Here is a 14,465-nt window from a genome sequence, read left to right on the forward strand (position 1 = left end):
GGGCTTCTTGATACGAGGAAAGTCGGCAAGTCTAACCGATGCGGTAGGCAATCATCGAATTGATGGCGATCAAGCTGCGGCGTCTGACAGCCGGCTATGTTAAAACGCTGTATCTGCTCAGCCTTGTCCTACAGGATTCAGTATGCCGTTCGCCAACAAACCGCTCAGCGGTGTGAAAGTCATTGAATTGGGTACGTTGATTGCCGGGCCATTCGCCTCACGCATTTGCGGCGAGTTCGGCGCCGAAGTGATCAAGGTCGAATCGCCCGACGGCGGCGATCCGCTGCGCAAATGGCGCAAATTGTATGAAGGCACTTCGTTGTGGTGGTTCGTTCAGGCGCGCAACAAGAAGTCGCTGACGCTGAACCTCAAGCACCCCGAGGGTCTGGCGATCCTGAAAAAACTGCTGGGCGAAGCCGACATCCTGATCGAGAACTTTCGCCCCGGTGTCCTGGAAAAACTCGGGCTGAGCTGGGAAACCCTGCATGCCCTGAATCCGAAACTGGTGATGGTGCGCCTGTCGGGCTTCGGCCAGAGCGGGCCGATGAAGGATCAACCGGGCTTCGGCGCGGTCGGCGAGTCCATGGGCGGCTTGCGCTACATCACCGGTTTCGAGGATCGGCCACCGGTGCGCACCGGGATTTCCATCGGTGATTCGATTGCCGCGTTATGGGGCGTGATCGGTGCGCTGATGGCCCTGCGTCACCGCGAGGTCAACGGCGGTCTCGGCCAGGTCGTTGATGTCGCGTTGTACGAGGCGATTTTCGCCATGATGGAAAGCATGGTGCCGGAGTTCGACGTGTTCGGTTTCATCCGCGAGCGCACCGGCAACATCATGCCGGGCATCACGCCGTCATCGATCCACACCAGTGCCGACGGCAAGCATGTGCAGATCGGCGCCAATGGCGACGCGATCTTCAAACGTTTCATGCTGATCATCGGCCGCGAGGATCTGGCCAACGACCCGACGCTGGCGAGCAACGACGGGCGCGACAATCGCCGTGACGAGTTGTATGGGGTGATCGACCGTTGGGTCAATTCGCTGCCGCTGCAAAGCGTGCTCGACCTGCTCAACCAGGCGGAAGTGCCGGCCAGCCGGATCTTCAGTGCCGAAGACATGTTCAGCGACCCGCAGTACCTCGCCCGGGAAATGTTCCTGCCGGCGAAACTGCCGGACGGCAAGCCTTTCAAGATGCCAGGCATCGTGCCGAAACTCTCCGAGACGCCGGGCACTTCCGAATGGGTCGGGCCACAGCTCGGTGAACACAATGCGCAGGTGCTGCACGATCTTGGCTACGACGAACAGCAGATCGCCCGGTTGCGCACAGACGGAGCCATTTAAGCTGAAACATCGCCAGACATCGGCCGCCAACCGCGCCCACCACTGGTGGACGTGGCGGCTGTTCGGCCTGCTGTTTCTGCTGGCCCTGCCCGCCTGGGCGCAAGCGAAACCCACGCTGATCTGGTTGCTGCGCGACTTGCCGCCCCTGACCATCTTCGAAGGCCCGAAAAAGGGTCAAGGCGTGATCGATCAACTGATGCCGATGCTGATCGCCGGCATGCCGCAATACGAACACACGCTGATGCGGGTCAATCGCGCCCGGGGCATGCAGATGCTGCACGAGCCGACCTTCACTTGCGATCCGTCGCTGATCTGGAGCAAGGAGCGCACGCAATGGATCGCCTTCTCTATTCCGGCGTTTCGCGCTGTCAGTAATGGTCTGGTGGTGCGTCAGAAGGATCGCAATGTGCTGGCGCCGTACCTGATCGACGGTGAAGTCGATCTGACGGCATTTCTGGCCAACGGCGAAATCAAGGTCGGCGTCGTCGCAGAACGCAGTTACGGCGAGTATCTCGACACGCTGCTCAAGCAGGCCCCGGACGGTGCGCTGACGCCGCATTATGGCAACGACGCCCTGAGCAGCCTGCTATCGATGCAGCGCCTGGGGCGGCTGCAAGTGGTGTTGGGTTACTGGCCGGAGATCCGCTATCAGGCGCATCAGGCGCAAATCGCCGAAGACCAACTGGTGTTCTATCCGATTCGAGGCACCGGCAAATATCTGTCCGGCTATGTCGGGTGTTCCGATACGCCTCAGGGCCGTCAGGCGATCAGTGAGATCAACCAACTGCTGCGTACCCTGCCCCATGAGCAACTGAACCAGTCGTATGCCGACTGGCTGGACCCCGAAATGCGCACGGATTACCTGCAACAGGCACGGATCTTTTTCGAACAACAGGCCGCGCAATAAAAACCTGCGGGCAAAAAGAAACCCCGAGAAGTGGGGAGACGACTCGGGGTTAAACGCGGTCTACATAAAGACCCGTAGCAGCAAGCGACAAGCACCGGAGCACAATGCTTGATCCTGCTGTTACGGGGTCTGACTGACGGGAATGCAGGAAGGTTCCCACAAAAAATATTTCATCTTTACAGTGCCGCACGCTTATCCAGCGCCGCATTGCGCAAAGCCGCGATGACACAGGGCTCCAGCCGCCCTTCGGCGATCAGGACGTCGCGGTGCAAACCGTCGACCACATCGGTCAGCAGGCGTTTGTCGGTCAACTGCGCCTGATTGAATTCGCGCTCCACCACGAGGGCGCCGTTGCTGTTCTTCAGCGTCACCAGGCATTCGCCATGGGCGCCACACGGAGTCAACGTCACCTGATACGGGCTCAGAGCCTCACCGAGCAATAGACTGATACTTTCCATCTCGATCTCCACTCAATAGTCCGAAAACATTGTGCCTGGGGCGTGTTCACATTAAGTGACCACTGGCCCGAGAAGAAAGTTCTGAATGCCGCGCTGCTGTCGAAGCAGTTAGCGGTCTGTCAGAGCATGCACGGTGAAGATGACAGAAACATAACCGTCGGTTCAGGCACCGGCCGGCTGGGCTGCCGTTTGCAGGTAGCGGTCCAGCAGCCCGCGCATCAGCACTGCCGAAACCGGCGTTTGCAGGCGCCCCAGCAGCATCAGCGCCTGTGTTTGCAGCAGGCTTTCGAGATCGCTCAGCAGCCCTGGTGCTACTCGCCCCAACAGAATGACAGCACTGGCCTCCCGCTCGGCCACCAGATGCCGGATCAGCGCCAGGCCTTCCCCGCCTTTCAGCTGCGGATCGCAGATCGCGATGTCGACCCGGGTACGACGTTCCAGCGAGCAGCGTGCCGAGGCCAGCGATGACGCCGTGAGTACGTCATAGATACCGAACGCGTTGAGCATCTGGTGCAACGCCATCATTCGATAAGGGTCAGGTTCGAGAATCAGGACTTTGAGCGAGCGCATGGGCGACCTCGGAAACGGCAATCGCGGACTCGCCGCAGTGGTCGCCCACTTTAGGCGAGCCTCCTTCAGTCCCCCATCGGAAAAAGAGGCGCGTGACATAGGAAATTTCCCAATATCAGTGCGGACCTTATCCCGCCTCAGCCTCACGCTGGGTGATATCTGTCCAGCCCCCGAGCAGGCCGCGCAACTCCCCTTTGGCGCTGTAGAACGGCACGGTCCACTGATAGATTTCCCGATTGCCATCGTTGAACTGCAAACGGCGCTTGCTGAAGCGGGTCCTGCGCGTTCTCAACTGAATCATGAACTCATCATGCAGCGTTGCGGCGGTCGCTCGCGGTAGCGCATCGACCTCGATCAAACGGCATCCCTGCACCTGCTCAAAGCGGAGCGACAACGCCTCTTCGTAACTCTTGTTGCACAGGATCAGGCGCCCTTCCAGGTCACGGACGAACACCGGATCAGGCATGGCATCAATCAATGCACGCTGGAAGACCAACTGATCGTCGAGCTCGCTTTGCACGTCTCGATGCCGCTTGATCACGGCCGCCATTCGCCGATTCCATAACAGCGACATCACGCAAAAGCCCCCCACCAAAACCACCCCCCAGCAGCTCGAGCGGAGCCAGTGCTGCCAACCGGCGGCGGCAGGTTTCGGCCCGATGCCGCCCAGCCAGTTCAGGCGAATGGCCCGGAGTTCGGAAGCCGGGAACGCTTCAAGCGCCTTGTTCAGGATGCTCAGCAATTGCGGCTGACCCTTGCGCACGGCCAGAAGATCGGCCTCCCATTTCCCCTCCAGCAATTCGCCGACCTTCAGCAGGCCGGAGGGATAGAGTTGCGCACCGATTTCATTTTCGATGGTGGCATAGGCCTCACCGCTTTCGACCAGCGCCCGCGCCTCGGCATAGGTTTTCACCGAACGTAACTCGATGGACGGATAATCGCGCCGGATCACCCCCTCCAGCGCATGCCGACCCGGCAATACCAGCACCCGTTTGGCCAACTGCTCCAGTGACTGCACCTGCGGCTCGCCGGCGCGGCCGACAAATACCCAGCCGGCACCGCCAAAGGCATGACTGAAATCCAGGCTCAATCGGCGTTCATCATTCATCGCCAGGGTTGTGCTGATGTCCGCAGCACCGGTTTCCAGGCGCTCGAGCATTTGCGCGGTGGAAAAGGATTCCCGGTAGATGAACTGCAAGCCGGTCATGGCGCTGATGCGCTTGAGCACATCGCTGTTGAGGCCGCTCCAATGACCGTGCTCGTCCAGAAACAGGTACAACGGGTACTGCTCCGCCGCCACGATCACCGTCGGATTATCGCGAATCCATTGCCGCTCTTCCTCATCCAGCACCACGGTGCCGATGTTCAACTTGTCTTCCTCATGCGCCAGATGCGCCGCCGCGCTCACGCGCCAGCCGTACAACAGGCACAACAGCAGAACCTGCTTCAGGGTGTGTTTCCATCCTCTTTCAAACAGCATTGCCACTTCCTTCGTGATCGACTCACCCGTCCTTCATGGGCGAAAACCCGAGCAGTGTGGCAGCAGAAACAAAAAAGCCCGTCAGGAGACGGGCTTCAAAATGTGACAGCTTTTTCGGCTTACAACGGCTTGCCGCGGTTGCCATGCTGGCTGACAAAGGCCTGTACGGCTTTCAGTTCGTTCGGCAGAACGGTGCAACGCTCGTTTCGCTCAAACAAATCAGAAAGATGTGCAGGCAGTTCGAGAGCTTTTCCTACACCGGCTTTCTCCACGGCATCCGGGAATTTCACCGGATGTGCAGTGCCCAGAATCACCATCGGGATGTCCAGGCTGCGACGGCATTCGCGGGCGGCCTTGACGCCGATGGCGGTGTGCGGGTCCAGCACTTCGCCGCATTGCGCGTAGACTTCGGCGATGGTTTCGCAGGTTTGCGCGTCATCCACGGCCAGCGAGTCGAACAGTTTGCGGGCTTCGGTCCAGCGCTCTTGCTCGACGCTGAAGCCACCACCCTGCTTGAACGAATCCATCAGCCCGGCGATGGCCGCGCCGTTGCGACCGTGCAGGTCGAACAGCAGGCGTTCGAAGTTCGACGAGACCATGATGTCCATCGACGGCGACAGCGTGGCGTGCAGGGTTTCCTTGACGTACTGATTGCCGCTCATGAAGCGGTGCAGGATGTCGTTGCGATTGGTGGCGACGATCAACTGGTTGATCGGCAGGCCCATGTTACGCGCCAGGTAACCGGCGAAGATGTCGCCGAAGTTGCCGGTCGGCACCGAGAACGCCACCGAACGCGCCGGGCCGCCCAGCTGCAGGGCTGCGTGGAAGTAGTAGACGATCTGGGCCATGATCCGCGCCCAGTTGATCGAGTTCACCGCTACCAGGCGCGTGCCCTTGAGGAAGCTCTGGTCGGCGAAGCTGTTCTTGACCATTTCCTGGCAGTCATCGAAGTTGCCTTCGATGGCGATGTTGTGGATGTTCTCGCCGACAATGGTGGTCATCTGCCGACGCTGCACTTCGGACACGCGGTTGTGCGGGTGCAGGATGAAGATGTCGACGTTTTCGCAGTGCTTGCAGCCTTCGATGGCGGCCGAACCGGTATCACCGGAGGTGGCGCCGACGATCACCACGCGCTCGCCGCGCTTTTCCAGCACGTAATCGAGCAGACGACCGAGCAGTTGCAGGGCAAAGTCCTTGAACGCCAGGGTCGGGCCGTGGAACAGCTCCAGCACCCATTCGTTGCCGTTGAGCTGACGCAGCGGCGCCACGGCGCTGTGCGAGAACACGCCGTAGGTTTCTTCGAGGATCTTTTTGAAATCCGCGTCAGGAATGCTGCCGGTGACAAACGGGCGCATGACCCGGAAGGCTAGCTCGTGATACGGCAGGCCGGCCCAGGAAGCGATTTCTTCCTGGGTGAAACGTGGCAGGTTTTCCGGGACGTACAAACCGCCGTCGGTCGCGAGACCGGCCAGCAGGACGTCTTCGAAATTCAGGGCCGGTGCCTGGCCGCGGGTACTGATGTAACGCATGACTGACTCCAATGCAGAGTGTTCGCAATGCCGGACCCGCGCACGGGCCCGGTCAATGATGGCGACTTAGTTCAGGTGCTCGACGCGGATCCGCACAACCGGACCGTTGACGCCCGCCAGCGCTTCGAGGGCAGCGATCGCATCGTTGATGCGCTGCTCGACCACGCGGTGGGTCAGCAGGATCATCGGCACCAGACCGTCATGCTCTTCGACTTCCTTCTGCATGATCGACTCGATGTTGATACCGCGCTCCGAAAGGATGCTTGCCACCTGAGCCAGAACGCCCGGATGGTCCTTGGCCTGGATGCGCAGGTAGTAGGCGCTTTCGCAGGCTTCGATCGGCAGGATCGGATGCGCCGACAGCGAGTCCGGCTGGAAGGCCAGGTGCGGCACGCGGTTTTCCGGATCGGAGGTCATCGCGCGAACCACGTCCACCAGGTCGGCGATCACCGACGAAGCGGTCGGCTCCATGCCGGCGCCAGCGCCGTAGAACAGGGTCGAGCCGGCAGCGTCACCGTTGACCATCACGGCGTTCATCACGCCGTTGACGTTGGCGATCAGACGATCGGCCGGGATCAGCGTCGGGTGTACGCGCAGCTCGATACCGGCAGCGGTGCTGCGCGCTACACCGAGGTGCTTGATGCGGTAGCCCAACGCTTCGGCGTAATTCACGTCGGCGGTGGTCAGCTGGGTGATGCCTTCGGTGTAAGCCTTGTCGAATTGCAGCGGAATGCCGAACGCGATCGACGCCAGAATCGTCAGTTTGTGCGCGGCGTCGATGCCTTCAACGTCGAAGGTCGGATCGGCTTCGGCGTAGCCCAGCGCTTGCGCTTCGGCCAGCACGTCTTCGAAGGTGCGACCCTTCTCGCGCATTTCGGTGAGGATGAAGTTACCGGTACCGTTGATGATCCCGGCCACCCAATTGATGCGGTTGGCGGACAGGCCTTCACGGATCGCCTTGATTACCGGAATGCCACCGGCCACGGCCGCTTCGAACGCCACGATCACGCCTTTCTCGCGTGCCTTGGCGAAAATCTCATTACCGTGAACGGCAATCAGTGCCTTGTTCGCGGTGACCACATGCTTGCCATTCTCGATGGCCTTGAGTACCAGCTCGCGGGCAACGGTGTAGCCGCCCATCAGCTCTATGACGATGTCGATCTCAGGGTTCGTGGCCACTTCGAAGACATCGTTGGTAATCGCAATACCGGTCGTCTGGAACTGAGGCTTTGGCGTGCGCATGGCAATTTGTGCCACTTCGATCCCACGCCCGGCACGACGAGCAATTTCCTCGGCGTTGCGCTGAAGTACGTTGAAGGTACCGCCACCGACGGTCCCTAACCCACAGATGCCTACTTTGACCGGATTCACTGTGAACTCCCCATGAAACGGCCGACGCAAGGTCGGCCGGAAAACAACCGCGTGTTCGCGGCTCTCTATTAATGGCCCGGCGAAGTTACCGCCGGACCATGATCGTCAACGGCGGACCGTGACGATGCGAATTACTTGGCGCCCAGCGCCAGTTTGGCGACTTGTGGCGCCGGCTGGTAGCCCGGAATGACTTGTCCGTCGGCCAAAACGATAGCCGGTGTGCCGTTCACGCCAATCGACTGACCCAAAGCGAACTGTTTGGAAACCGGGTTCGCGCACTTGGCGGCCTTGATTTCCTTGCCATCGACCATTTTGTCCATGGCGGCTTTCTTGTCGGTCGAGCACCACACGGCTTGCAACTGCTCGTCACCCGGCGAGCCGAGGCCCTGACGCGGGAACGCCACGTAACGCACTTCGATGCCGCGCTTGTTCAGCTCAGGCACTTCGGCGTGCAGCTTGTGGCAGTACGGGCAGGTGGTGTCGGTGAACACGGTGATGTGCGATTTGGTTTCGCCCACCGCCGGATACACCACGGTTTCGGCCACTGGAATGGCATTGATCAGTTTGGAGATGCCCAGGCGTTCGGTCTTCTCGGTCAGGTTGACCGGTTTGCCGTCCTTGAGCTGGAACAGGTAGCCCTGAACGATGTACTGGCCGTCGGCGCTCGCGTACAGCACGCGGCTGCCCTTGAGCTTGACTTCATACATGCCCGGCAACGGGCTGGCGCTGATGCTTTCTACCGGAACCTCGAGTTCGAGTTTTTCCAGGCTTTGACGAATGGCTTTGTCGGCCGCGTCATCGGCGACGGCAAAGGTGCTGACCAACGCAATGGCTGCGGCGGCGAAAATCTGGGTCAGACGCATGAGAACTCCTGAAGGCGGACAAATGAAACGGTCAGAACGCCCGTGCCGGAACACCGGGTCATAACCGTCCATCGTGCAAACCGGCAAAGCCTAACACATAAGGCCACGGTGGCCGAATGCGCCTGACACAAGACACTCAAGGCTGACTGGCACACATTATTGTGGTGAGGGGATTTATCCCCGATGCAGGCGCTGCGGTCGTAAATGGATACTTTGGTATTTTTAATAAACCCAAAGTTTTTGGGGCTGCTGCGCAGCCCATCGGGGATGAATCCCCTCGCCACAGGTAATTAATCCACCATTGAGGTGGGCATCAGCCTCTTGGGTGATGTTTGGCGTGCAGATCCTGCAACCGCGCGCGGGCGACGTGGGTGTAGATTTGAGTAGTGGAAAGGTCGCTGTGCCCCAGCAGCATCTGCACCACCCGCAGGTCGGCGCCGTGGTTGAGCAGGTGCGTGGCAAACGCGTGACGCAAAGTGTGCGGCGACAGCGATTTGCCGATCCCGGCGACCTTGGCCCAATGCTTGATCCGGTGCCAGAAGGTCTGGCGCGTCATCTGTTCGCCGCGCTGGCTGGGGAACAGCACATCGCTGGGGCGCCCGCCCAGCAGCTCGCTACGGCCATCACGCAGGTAGCGTTCGACCCAGACAATCGCCTCCTCGCCCATCGGCACCAGGCGCTCCTTGCTGCCCTTGCCCATCACCCGCAGCACGCCCTGACGCAAGTTGACCTGCTCCAGCGTCAGGCTCACCAGTTCGGTCACGCGCAGCCCGCAGGCGTACAGCACTTCAAGCATCGCGCGATCACGCTGACCGATGGCTTCGCTCAGGTCCGGCGCCTTGAGCAGCGCTTCGACGTCCGCTTCCGACAACGATTTGGGCAGTGGCCTGCCCAGTTGCGGCATGTCGACGCGCAAGGTCGGATCGACCGTAATCAGTTTTTCCCGCAGCAGATAGCGATAAAAGCCACGCACACCGGAGAGAAATCGGGCGGTGGAGCGTGGTTTGTAGTTCTGCTCCAGACGCCAGGACAGGTGATCAAGGATCAACTCGCGACCAGCATTGATCAGCTCGAGGTTTTTCTCCTGCAGCCAGCCGTTGAACAGCGCCAGATCGCTGCGGTAGGCGCCGCGGGTATTGTCGGACAGGCCCTTTTCCAGCCACAGGGCGTCGAGGAATTGGTCAATCAGCGGGTGGTCGATGGCAGGCATGGGCGCTCAAGACACACAACCTCCGGGGCTGCGCGCAAATGTCGAGTGAACTGTAGGAATGGCCGCTAGTCTTTCATAGCCCGCCATTTCAAGGAACAAGGAGCTTCAATGAACGAACAACAAATTCTCTTGGCATTTGGCGGGATCGGCGCCGCTGCGCTGGGTTGCCAGTGGCTGGCGTGGCGCCTGAAGCTGCCGGCCATTCTGTTTTTGTTGCTGACCGGGATTCTCGCGGGCCCGGTGCTCGGCTGGCTCGACCCGCAGGAAATGTTCGGCCCGCTGCTGATGCCGCTGGTGTCGCTGGCGGTCGCGTTGATCCTGTTTGAGGGCAGTCTGACCCTGCATCTGTCGGAATGGCGCGAGATCGGCAGCGTCGTGCATCGCCTGGTGACAATCGGCGCGCTCACGACCTGGGTGGTGATTGCCGTCGCGACCCACTTCTTGCTCGGCTTCGACTGGTTGCTGGCAATTCTGTTCGGCAGCCTGACGCTGGTGACCGGGCCGACGGTGATCGTGCCGATGCTGCGGGTGGTGCGGCCGAAAGCCTCGATCGCCAACATCCTGCGCTGGGAAGGCATCGTCATCGACCCGATCGGCGCCCTGCTTGCGGTGGTGGTCTACAGCTTCATCATCGCCCGCTCCGAGGGTAACGGCCTCGAACAGAGCCTGTTGACCTTCGGCGGCGTGATTGTCTGCGGCAGCGTATTCGGGGTGGTCGGCGGCTGGGTGCTCGGCACCATCATCCGTCGCCAATGGCTGCCGGAATACCTGCACAACCTCGCCTCGCTGGCGGCGGTGTTGGGGATTTTCATCGCGTCGAATCAGGTGATGCACGAGTCCGGTCTGTTGGCGGTGACGCTGATGGGCATGTGGCTGGCGAACATGAAGGGCGTGGATGTGCGGCATATCCTGCACTTCAAGGAAAACCTGAGCGTTTTGCTGATTTCCGGACTGTTCATTCTGCTCGCGGCGCGGCTGGATCTGCATGCACTGATCAGCCTCGGGCCGTTGGTGCTGATTCTGCTGCTGGTGATTCAACTGATCGCGCGTCCGCTGAACGTGCTGTTGAGCACTGCTGGCTCCAGCCTGAGCTGGCGTGAACGCGCCTTGCTATGCTGGATCGCCCCGCGCGGGATCGTGGCGGCAGCGGTGTCGGCGATTTTCGCGATTCGCCTGGATCAAGCCGGACACGAAGGTGCGCTGCTGCTGGTGCCGCTGACTTTCGCGGTGATCATCGGCACCGTGGTGCTGCAAAGTGCAACCGCTCGGCCACTGGCACGCTTGCTGAACGTCGCTGAACCGGCACCGAGCGGCTTCCTGATCGTCGGCGCCAACGGCCCGGCGCGCCTGCTGGGCAAATCGTTGCAGCAACTGGGCAGCCGCGTGCTGTTGACCGATTCGAGTTGGGAAAATATTCGTGCGGCACGCATGGAGGGTTTGCCGACGTACTTCGGTAACCCGGCGTCGCAACATGCCGATGCGCATCTGGATCTGGTGGGGCTGGGACATCTATTGGCGTTATCGCCCTCGGGCGAACTGAATACTTTGGCGGCAATGCGCTTTCGCCACGACTTTGGTCACCAGCGTTTGTTCGGTCTGGCCAGCGGTCAGGAAACTCGTCGCACTGACAAGCATCGCGCGAGTCTGGAGCATCGCGGCAATCAGCTGGGGAGCGAGGCGCTGACCTATGCCAAGCTGGCCAGCCTGATCAGCAACGGCGCCGAACTGTACAGCACGACGCTGACGGACGGGTTCGGTTGGGAGGATTACCAGACATTGCATGGCAATCGGGCGACGCTGCTGTTCATGCGTGATGACAGCGGCTGGGTGCATGTGGTGACGCCGGAGACTGCTGTGAAACCGGGATCCGGGTGGACCTTGTTGGCGCTGATTCAGCCGGAGGCCAGCGGCGTCTGATCTGACGCTTCGCGAGCAGGCTCGCTCCCACTGTGATCGGAAATTGTGTCCAACACAGAACCTGTGGGAGCGAGCCTGCTCGCGAATGGCGCGACTCGGTTCCGGATCAGGCAGGAAATCCGGGCAGCACCGGCACCGGCCGCTTGTCATCATCAATCGCCACAAAGCTGAACTGCCCGTGGATCGCCTTCTCGCGACCATCGCAGCTCATGCTCTCGACAAACACTTCCACCTCGACCTTGAGGCTGGTGTTGCCGACTTTGATCACCCGTCCCACCAGTTCGACGATGGAGCCGGCCGGGATCGCGTGGTTGAAGTCGATGCGGTCGGTTGAAACAGTCACCAATGGCAGACGACAGAAGCGCGTGGCGGTGATGAACGACACTTCGTCCATCCACGCCAGCGCGGTGCCGCCGAACAGGGTGTTGTGATGGTTGGTGGTCGGCGGGAAGACGGCTTTGGTCACGCGCGTTACCGAGAGTTCGGTGCGGCGCTGGATTTCCTGGTCGCGGGTGGTCATAAAGAATGGCTCTGATTTCTGGCTCCCGAAACACAAGCAAGATCAAAAGATCGCAGCCTTCGGCAGCTCCTACAGTGGGGGCAGTTTATTGCGGGCAACAAAAAAGCAGCCCGTAGGCTGCTTTTTTCTGCATCGGAAGCTGGACTTAAGCCAGTTTTTCCTTGATGCGAGCTGCTTTACCCGACAGGTCGCGCAGGTAGTACAGCTTGGCTTTACGTACGTCACCGCGACGTTTGACAGCCATGCTGTCGATCTGCGGGGAGTAGGTCTGGAAAGTACGTTCTACGCCAACACCGTTGGAGATTTTACGAACGGTGAACGCACTGTTCACGCCGCGGTTACGCTTGGCGATGACAACGCCTTCGAACGCTTGCAGACGGGAACGATCGCCTTCCTTCACTTTCACCTGAACGACAATGGTGTCGCCTGGGGCAAAGGTAGGGATTTCTTTGGTCATCTGCTCTGCTTCGAGTGCAAGGATGATTTTGTTGGTCATGCTGTGCTCCTAAGGTAAATCAACTGATCTACCATCGATACGTTGTTAACTATCGTCCCGCTCGCGGATGTATTCCTCGAGCAGCTTCTTCTCTTCTCCAGAAAGCGAGCGGCTTTCCAGAAGATCGGCGCGTCGTTCATAGGTCCGACCAAGGGACTGCTGTAAACGCCAACGCCGGATATGCGCGTGATTGCCACTTAGCAACACGTCGGGAACACGCTGATCCGCATACACCTCAGGTCGGGTGTAGTGCGGGCAATCCAGCAGACCATCCGTAAAGGAATCTTCCTCAGCGGAATCCGCATGCCCTAAAGCTCCGGGCAGCAGTCGTGTAACCGCATCGATCATGACCATGGCCGGCAGCTCGCCGCCAGACAGTACATAGTCACCAATCGACCACTCTTCATCGACATGAGCCTCAATAAAGCGCTCGTCAATGCCTTCATAGCGGCCGGCAATCAGGATCAATGCATCCGATTTTGCCAACTCGCGTACCGCCGACTGAGTCAGTTGACGGCCTTGGGGGGACAGGTAAATCACCTTCGCCGCCTCCCCGGCTGCTGCCTTGGCCTGAACCAGAGCATCTTCCAGGGGCTTGATCTTCATCACCATGCCCGGACCACCGCCAAACGGGCGATCGTCCACAGTGTGATGCCGATCCGTCGTGTAGTTCCGCGGATTCCAACAGGTCAGCTGCAAGAGCCCCTGTTTGACCGCACGACTGGTAATGCCGTACTCACTGATGGCCGAGAACATCTCGGGGAACAGCGTAATGACGTCTACGCGCAGGCTGGCCATTGCTTAGAAGTCCGCGTCCCATTCCACCCGCATCACGCCTGCATCCAGGTCGATTGCCAGCACGCATTGCTCTGTGTAGGGCAACAACCGCTCGCGATCATCCAGGCTGCCCGCGCAGGGCTTGACCACCAATACATCGTTCGCGCCGGTCTCCAACAGGTGATCAACCTTGCCGAACAATTGCTCGTCCTGGTTGATGACGCTCAGACCCTGCAACTGGTACCAGTAGTACTCGTCGCCTGTCAGGTTGGGCAAAAGGCTTCGCGAGATGCAAATCTCATAACCGCTCAGAAGACGGGCTTCATCGCGATCGTCGAGGCCTTTGAGCTTGGCAACCAGATCCTTTTGAGTGGACCGGCCGCTGACCAGCTCGACCTGTTTCACCACGCCTTCGCGCCGAAGCGTCCAGTGGCGGTAGTCCAACAGGTTTTCAATCGGATCGGTAAAGGAAAAGACCTTCACCTCGCCGCGAACGCCGTGAACCGAAAAAATCTTGCCGACAACGATCAGGTCATCAGCTTTTTCTGGCGTCGCGCTCATACTGCTCAGGCTGCAGCCTTGGCAGATTCCTTCAGCAACTGAGCAACACGCTCAGAAGGCTGTGCACCAACGCTCAGCCAGTAGGCTACGCGCTCTTGGTTCACGGACAGACGGATTTCCTGACCACGGGCAACAGGGTTGAAGAAGCCAACCTGTTCTTTGTGGGAGCCGTCACGCGGGTTACGCGAGTCGGTTACGGTCAGGTGGTAAAACGGGCGCTTTTTGGAGCCGCCAAGGGCAAGACGGATTGTTAGCATGTGAACATCGTTCCTGTAGTCGGTGCTGCAAATCTAAATGCACAGCGGGCATGGGTGCCCGAAAGGCCGCATATTCTAAGGAATATCCGGACTTTTGCAAATGACTTTTTCCGGCGCCTATGGCATGCCGTGCGGATTTGCATATAGAGCCGTCGATGAAAACGGCCGGTCAGCTCCCGCCGAGTGCGGGTTTGCTGTTGATCCTGC

15 protein-coding genes are annotated in these 14,465 nt (G+C 59.9%); 3 read left to right on the top strand and 12 right to left on the bottom strand.

Annotation, left to right across the window (positions count from 1 at the left end; all coding sequences use genetic code 11):
* Positions 1-142 precede the first annotated feature (142 nt).
* Together KVQ82_RS24730 and KVQ82_RS24735 are read left to right on the top strand one after the other, a co-directional pair.
* A complete protein-coding gene (locus tag KVQ82_RS24730) occupies positions 143-1,342 on the top strand; it encodes a CaiB/BaiF CoA-transferase family protein (RefSeq protein WP_222016350.1) in 1,200 nt (399 codons plus the stop codon).
* Positions 1,269-2,249 (top strand): TIGR02285 family protein, encoded by a 981-nt coding sequence (locus tag KVQ82_RS24735; protein ID WP_222016351.1) that lies wholly within the window; start codon positions 1,269-1,271, stop codon positions 2,247-2,249. Before KVQ82_RS24730 ends, KVQ82_RS24735 begins: the two co-directional genes overlap by 74 nt.
* Before the next feature lie 176 nt (positions 2,250-2,425).
* Here KVQ82_RS24735 and KVQ82_RS24740 read toward each other — a convergent pair whose 3' ends face one another.
* From KVQ82_RS24740 to xerD, 7 genes are all read right to left on the bottom strand, one after another.
* A complete protein-coding gene (locus tag KVQ82_RS24740; protein ID WP_041063178.1) occupies positions 2,426-2,707 on the bottom strand; it encodes a DUF3509 domain-containing protein in 282 nt (93 codons plus the stop codon).
* Positions 2,708-2,869: 162 nt separating this feature from the next.
* Positions 2,870-3,277 carry a response regulator gene (locus KVQ82_RS24745; RefSeq protein ID WP_222016352.1) on the bottom strand — a complete coding sequence of 136 codons (408 nt, stop codon included), beginning with the start codon at positions 3,275-3,277 and terminating at the stop codon, positions 2,870-2,872.
* Between the two features lie 127 nt (positions 3,278-3,404).
* On the bottom strand, positions 3,405-4,757 hold the full coding sequence (locus tag KVQ82_RS24750) for a transporter substrate-binding domain-containing protein (RefSeq protein WP_222016355.1): 1,353 nt from the start codon (positions 4,755-4,757) through the stop codon (positions 3,405-3,407).
* A gap of 119 nt (positions 4,758-4,876) precedes the next feature.
* Complete coding sequence (thrC, locus tag KVQ82_RS24755) at positions 4,877-6,286, bottom strand: threonine synthase (protein ID WP_027610971.1); 1,410 nt, start codon at positions 6,284-6,286, stop codon at positions 4,877-4,879.
* 66 nt (positions 6,287-6,352) lie between these two features.
* Entirely contained in the window at positions 6,353-7,657 is a 1,305-nt protein-coding gene (locus tag KVQ82_RS24760; protein WP_145597577.1) for a homoserine dehydrogenase, read from the bottom strand.
* Between the two features lie 131 nt (positions 7,658-7,788).
* Positions 7,789-8,520: a bifunctional protein-disulfide isomerase/oxidoreductase DsbC gene (gene dsbC / locus KVQ82_RS24765; protein ID WP_007967782.1), complete on the bottom strand. Its 732-nt coding sequence runs from the start codon at positions 8,518-8,520 to the stop codon at positions 7,789-7,791.
* A 313-nt stretch (positions 8,521-8,833) separates the two neighbouring features.
* The gene (xerD, locus tag KVQ82_RS24770) at positions 8,834-9,730 is read right to left on the bottom strand and encodes a site-specific tyrosine recombinase XerD (protein ID WP_041063163.1); all 897 of its coding nucleotides are present in this window, start codon (positions 9,728-9,730) and stop codon (positions 8,834-8,836) included.
* A 108-nt stretch (positions 9,731-9,838) separates the two neighbouring features.
* Here xerD and KVQ82_RS24775 point away from each other — a divergent pair, with 108 nt between their 5' ends.
* Positions 9,839-11,647: a sodium:proton antiporter gene (locus KVQ82_RS24775; protein ID WP_222016357.1), complete on the top strand. Its 1,809-nt coding sequence runs from the start codon at positions 9,839-9,841 to the stop codon at positions 11,645-11,647.
* A 106-nt stretch (positions 11,648-11,753) separates the two neighbouring features.
* Here KVQ82_RS24775 and KVQ82_RS24780 read toward each other — a convergent pair whose 3' ends face one another.
* The 5 genes from KVQ82_RS24780 to rpsP all read right to left on the bottom strand — a co-directional run bounded on the left by KVQ82_RS24780 (position 11,754) and on the right by rpsP (position 14,258).
* A complete protein-coding gene (locus KVQ82_RS24780) occupies positions 11,754-12,167 on the bottom strand; it encodes an acyl-CoA thioesterase (RefSeq protein WP_108181783.1) in 414 nt (137 codons plus the stop codon).
* Positions 12,168-12,312: 145 nt separating this feature from the next.
* The gene (gene rplS / locus KVQ82_RS24785) at positions 12,313-12,663 is read right to left on the bottom strand and encodes a 50S ribosomal protein L19 (RefSeq protein ID WP_003175895.1); all 351 of its coding nucleotides are present in this window, start codon (positions 12,661-12,663) and stop codon (positions 12,313-12,315) included.
* Between the two features lie 45 nt (positions 12,664-12,708).
* Entirely contained in the window at positions 12,709-13,461 is a 753-nt protein-coding gene (gene trmD, locus KVQ82_RS24790) for a tRNA (guanosine(37)-N1)-methyltransferase TrmD (RefSeq protein ID WP_222016358.1), read from the bottom strand.
* 3 nt (positions 13,462-13,464) lie between these two features.
* Positions 13,465-14,001 carry a ribosome maturation factor RimM gene (gene rimM, locus KVQ82_RS24795; protein ID WP_222016360.1) on the bottom strand — a complete coding sequence of 179 codons (537 nt, stop codon included), beginning with the start codon at positions 13,999-14,001 and terminating at the stop codon, positions 13,465-13,467.
* 5 nt (positions 14,002-14,006) lie between these two features.
* The gene (gene rpsP / locus KVQ82_RS24800) at positions 14,007-14,258 is read right to left on the bottom strand and encodes a 30S ribosomal protein S16 (protein WP_003185073.1); all 252 of its coding nucleotides are present in this window, start codon (positions 14,256-14,258) and stop codon (positions 14,007-14,009) included.
* Positions 14,259-14,465 lie beyond the last annotated feature (207 nt).

The organism is Pseudomonas sp. AO-1, from assembly GCF_019775695.1.
Lineage (GTDB): Bacteria > Pseudomonadota > Gammaproteobacteria > Pseudomonadales > Pseudomonadaceae > Aquipseudomonas > Aquipseudomonas parakoreensis.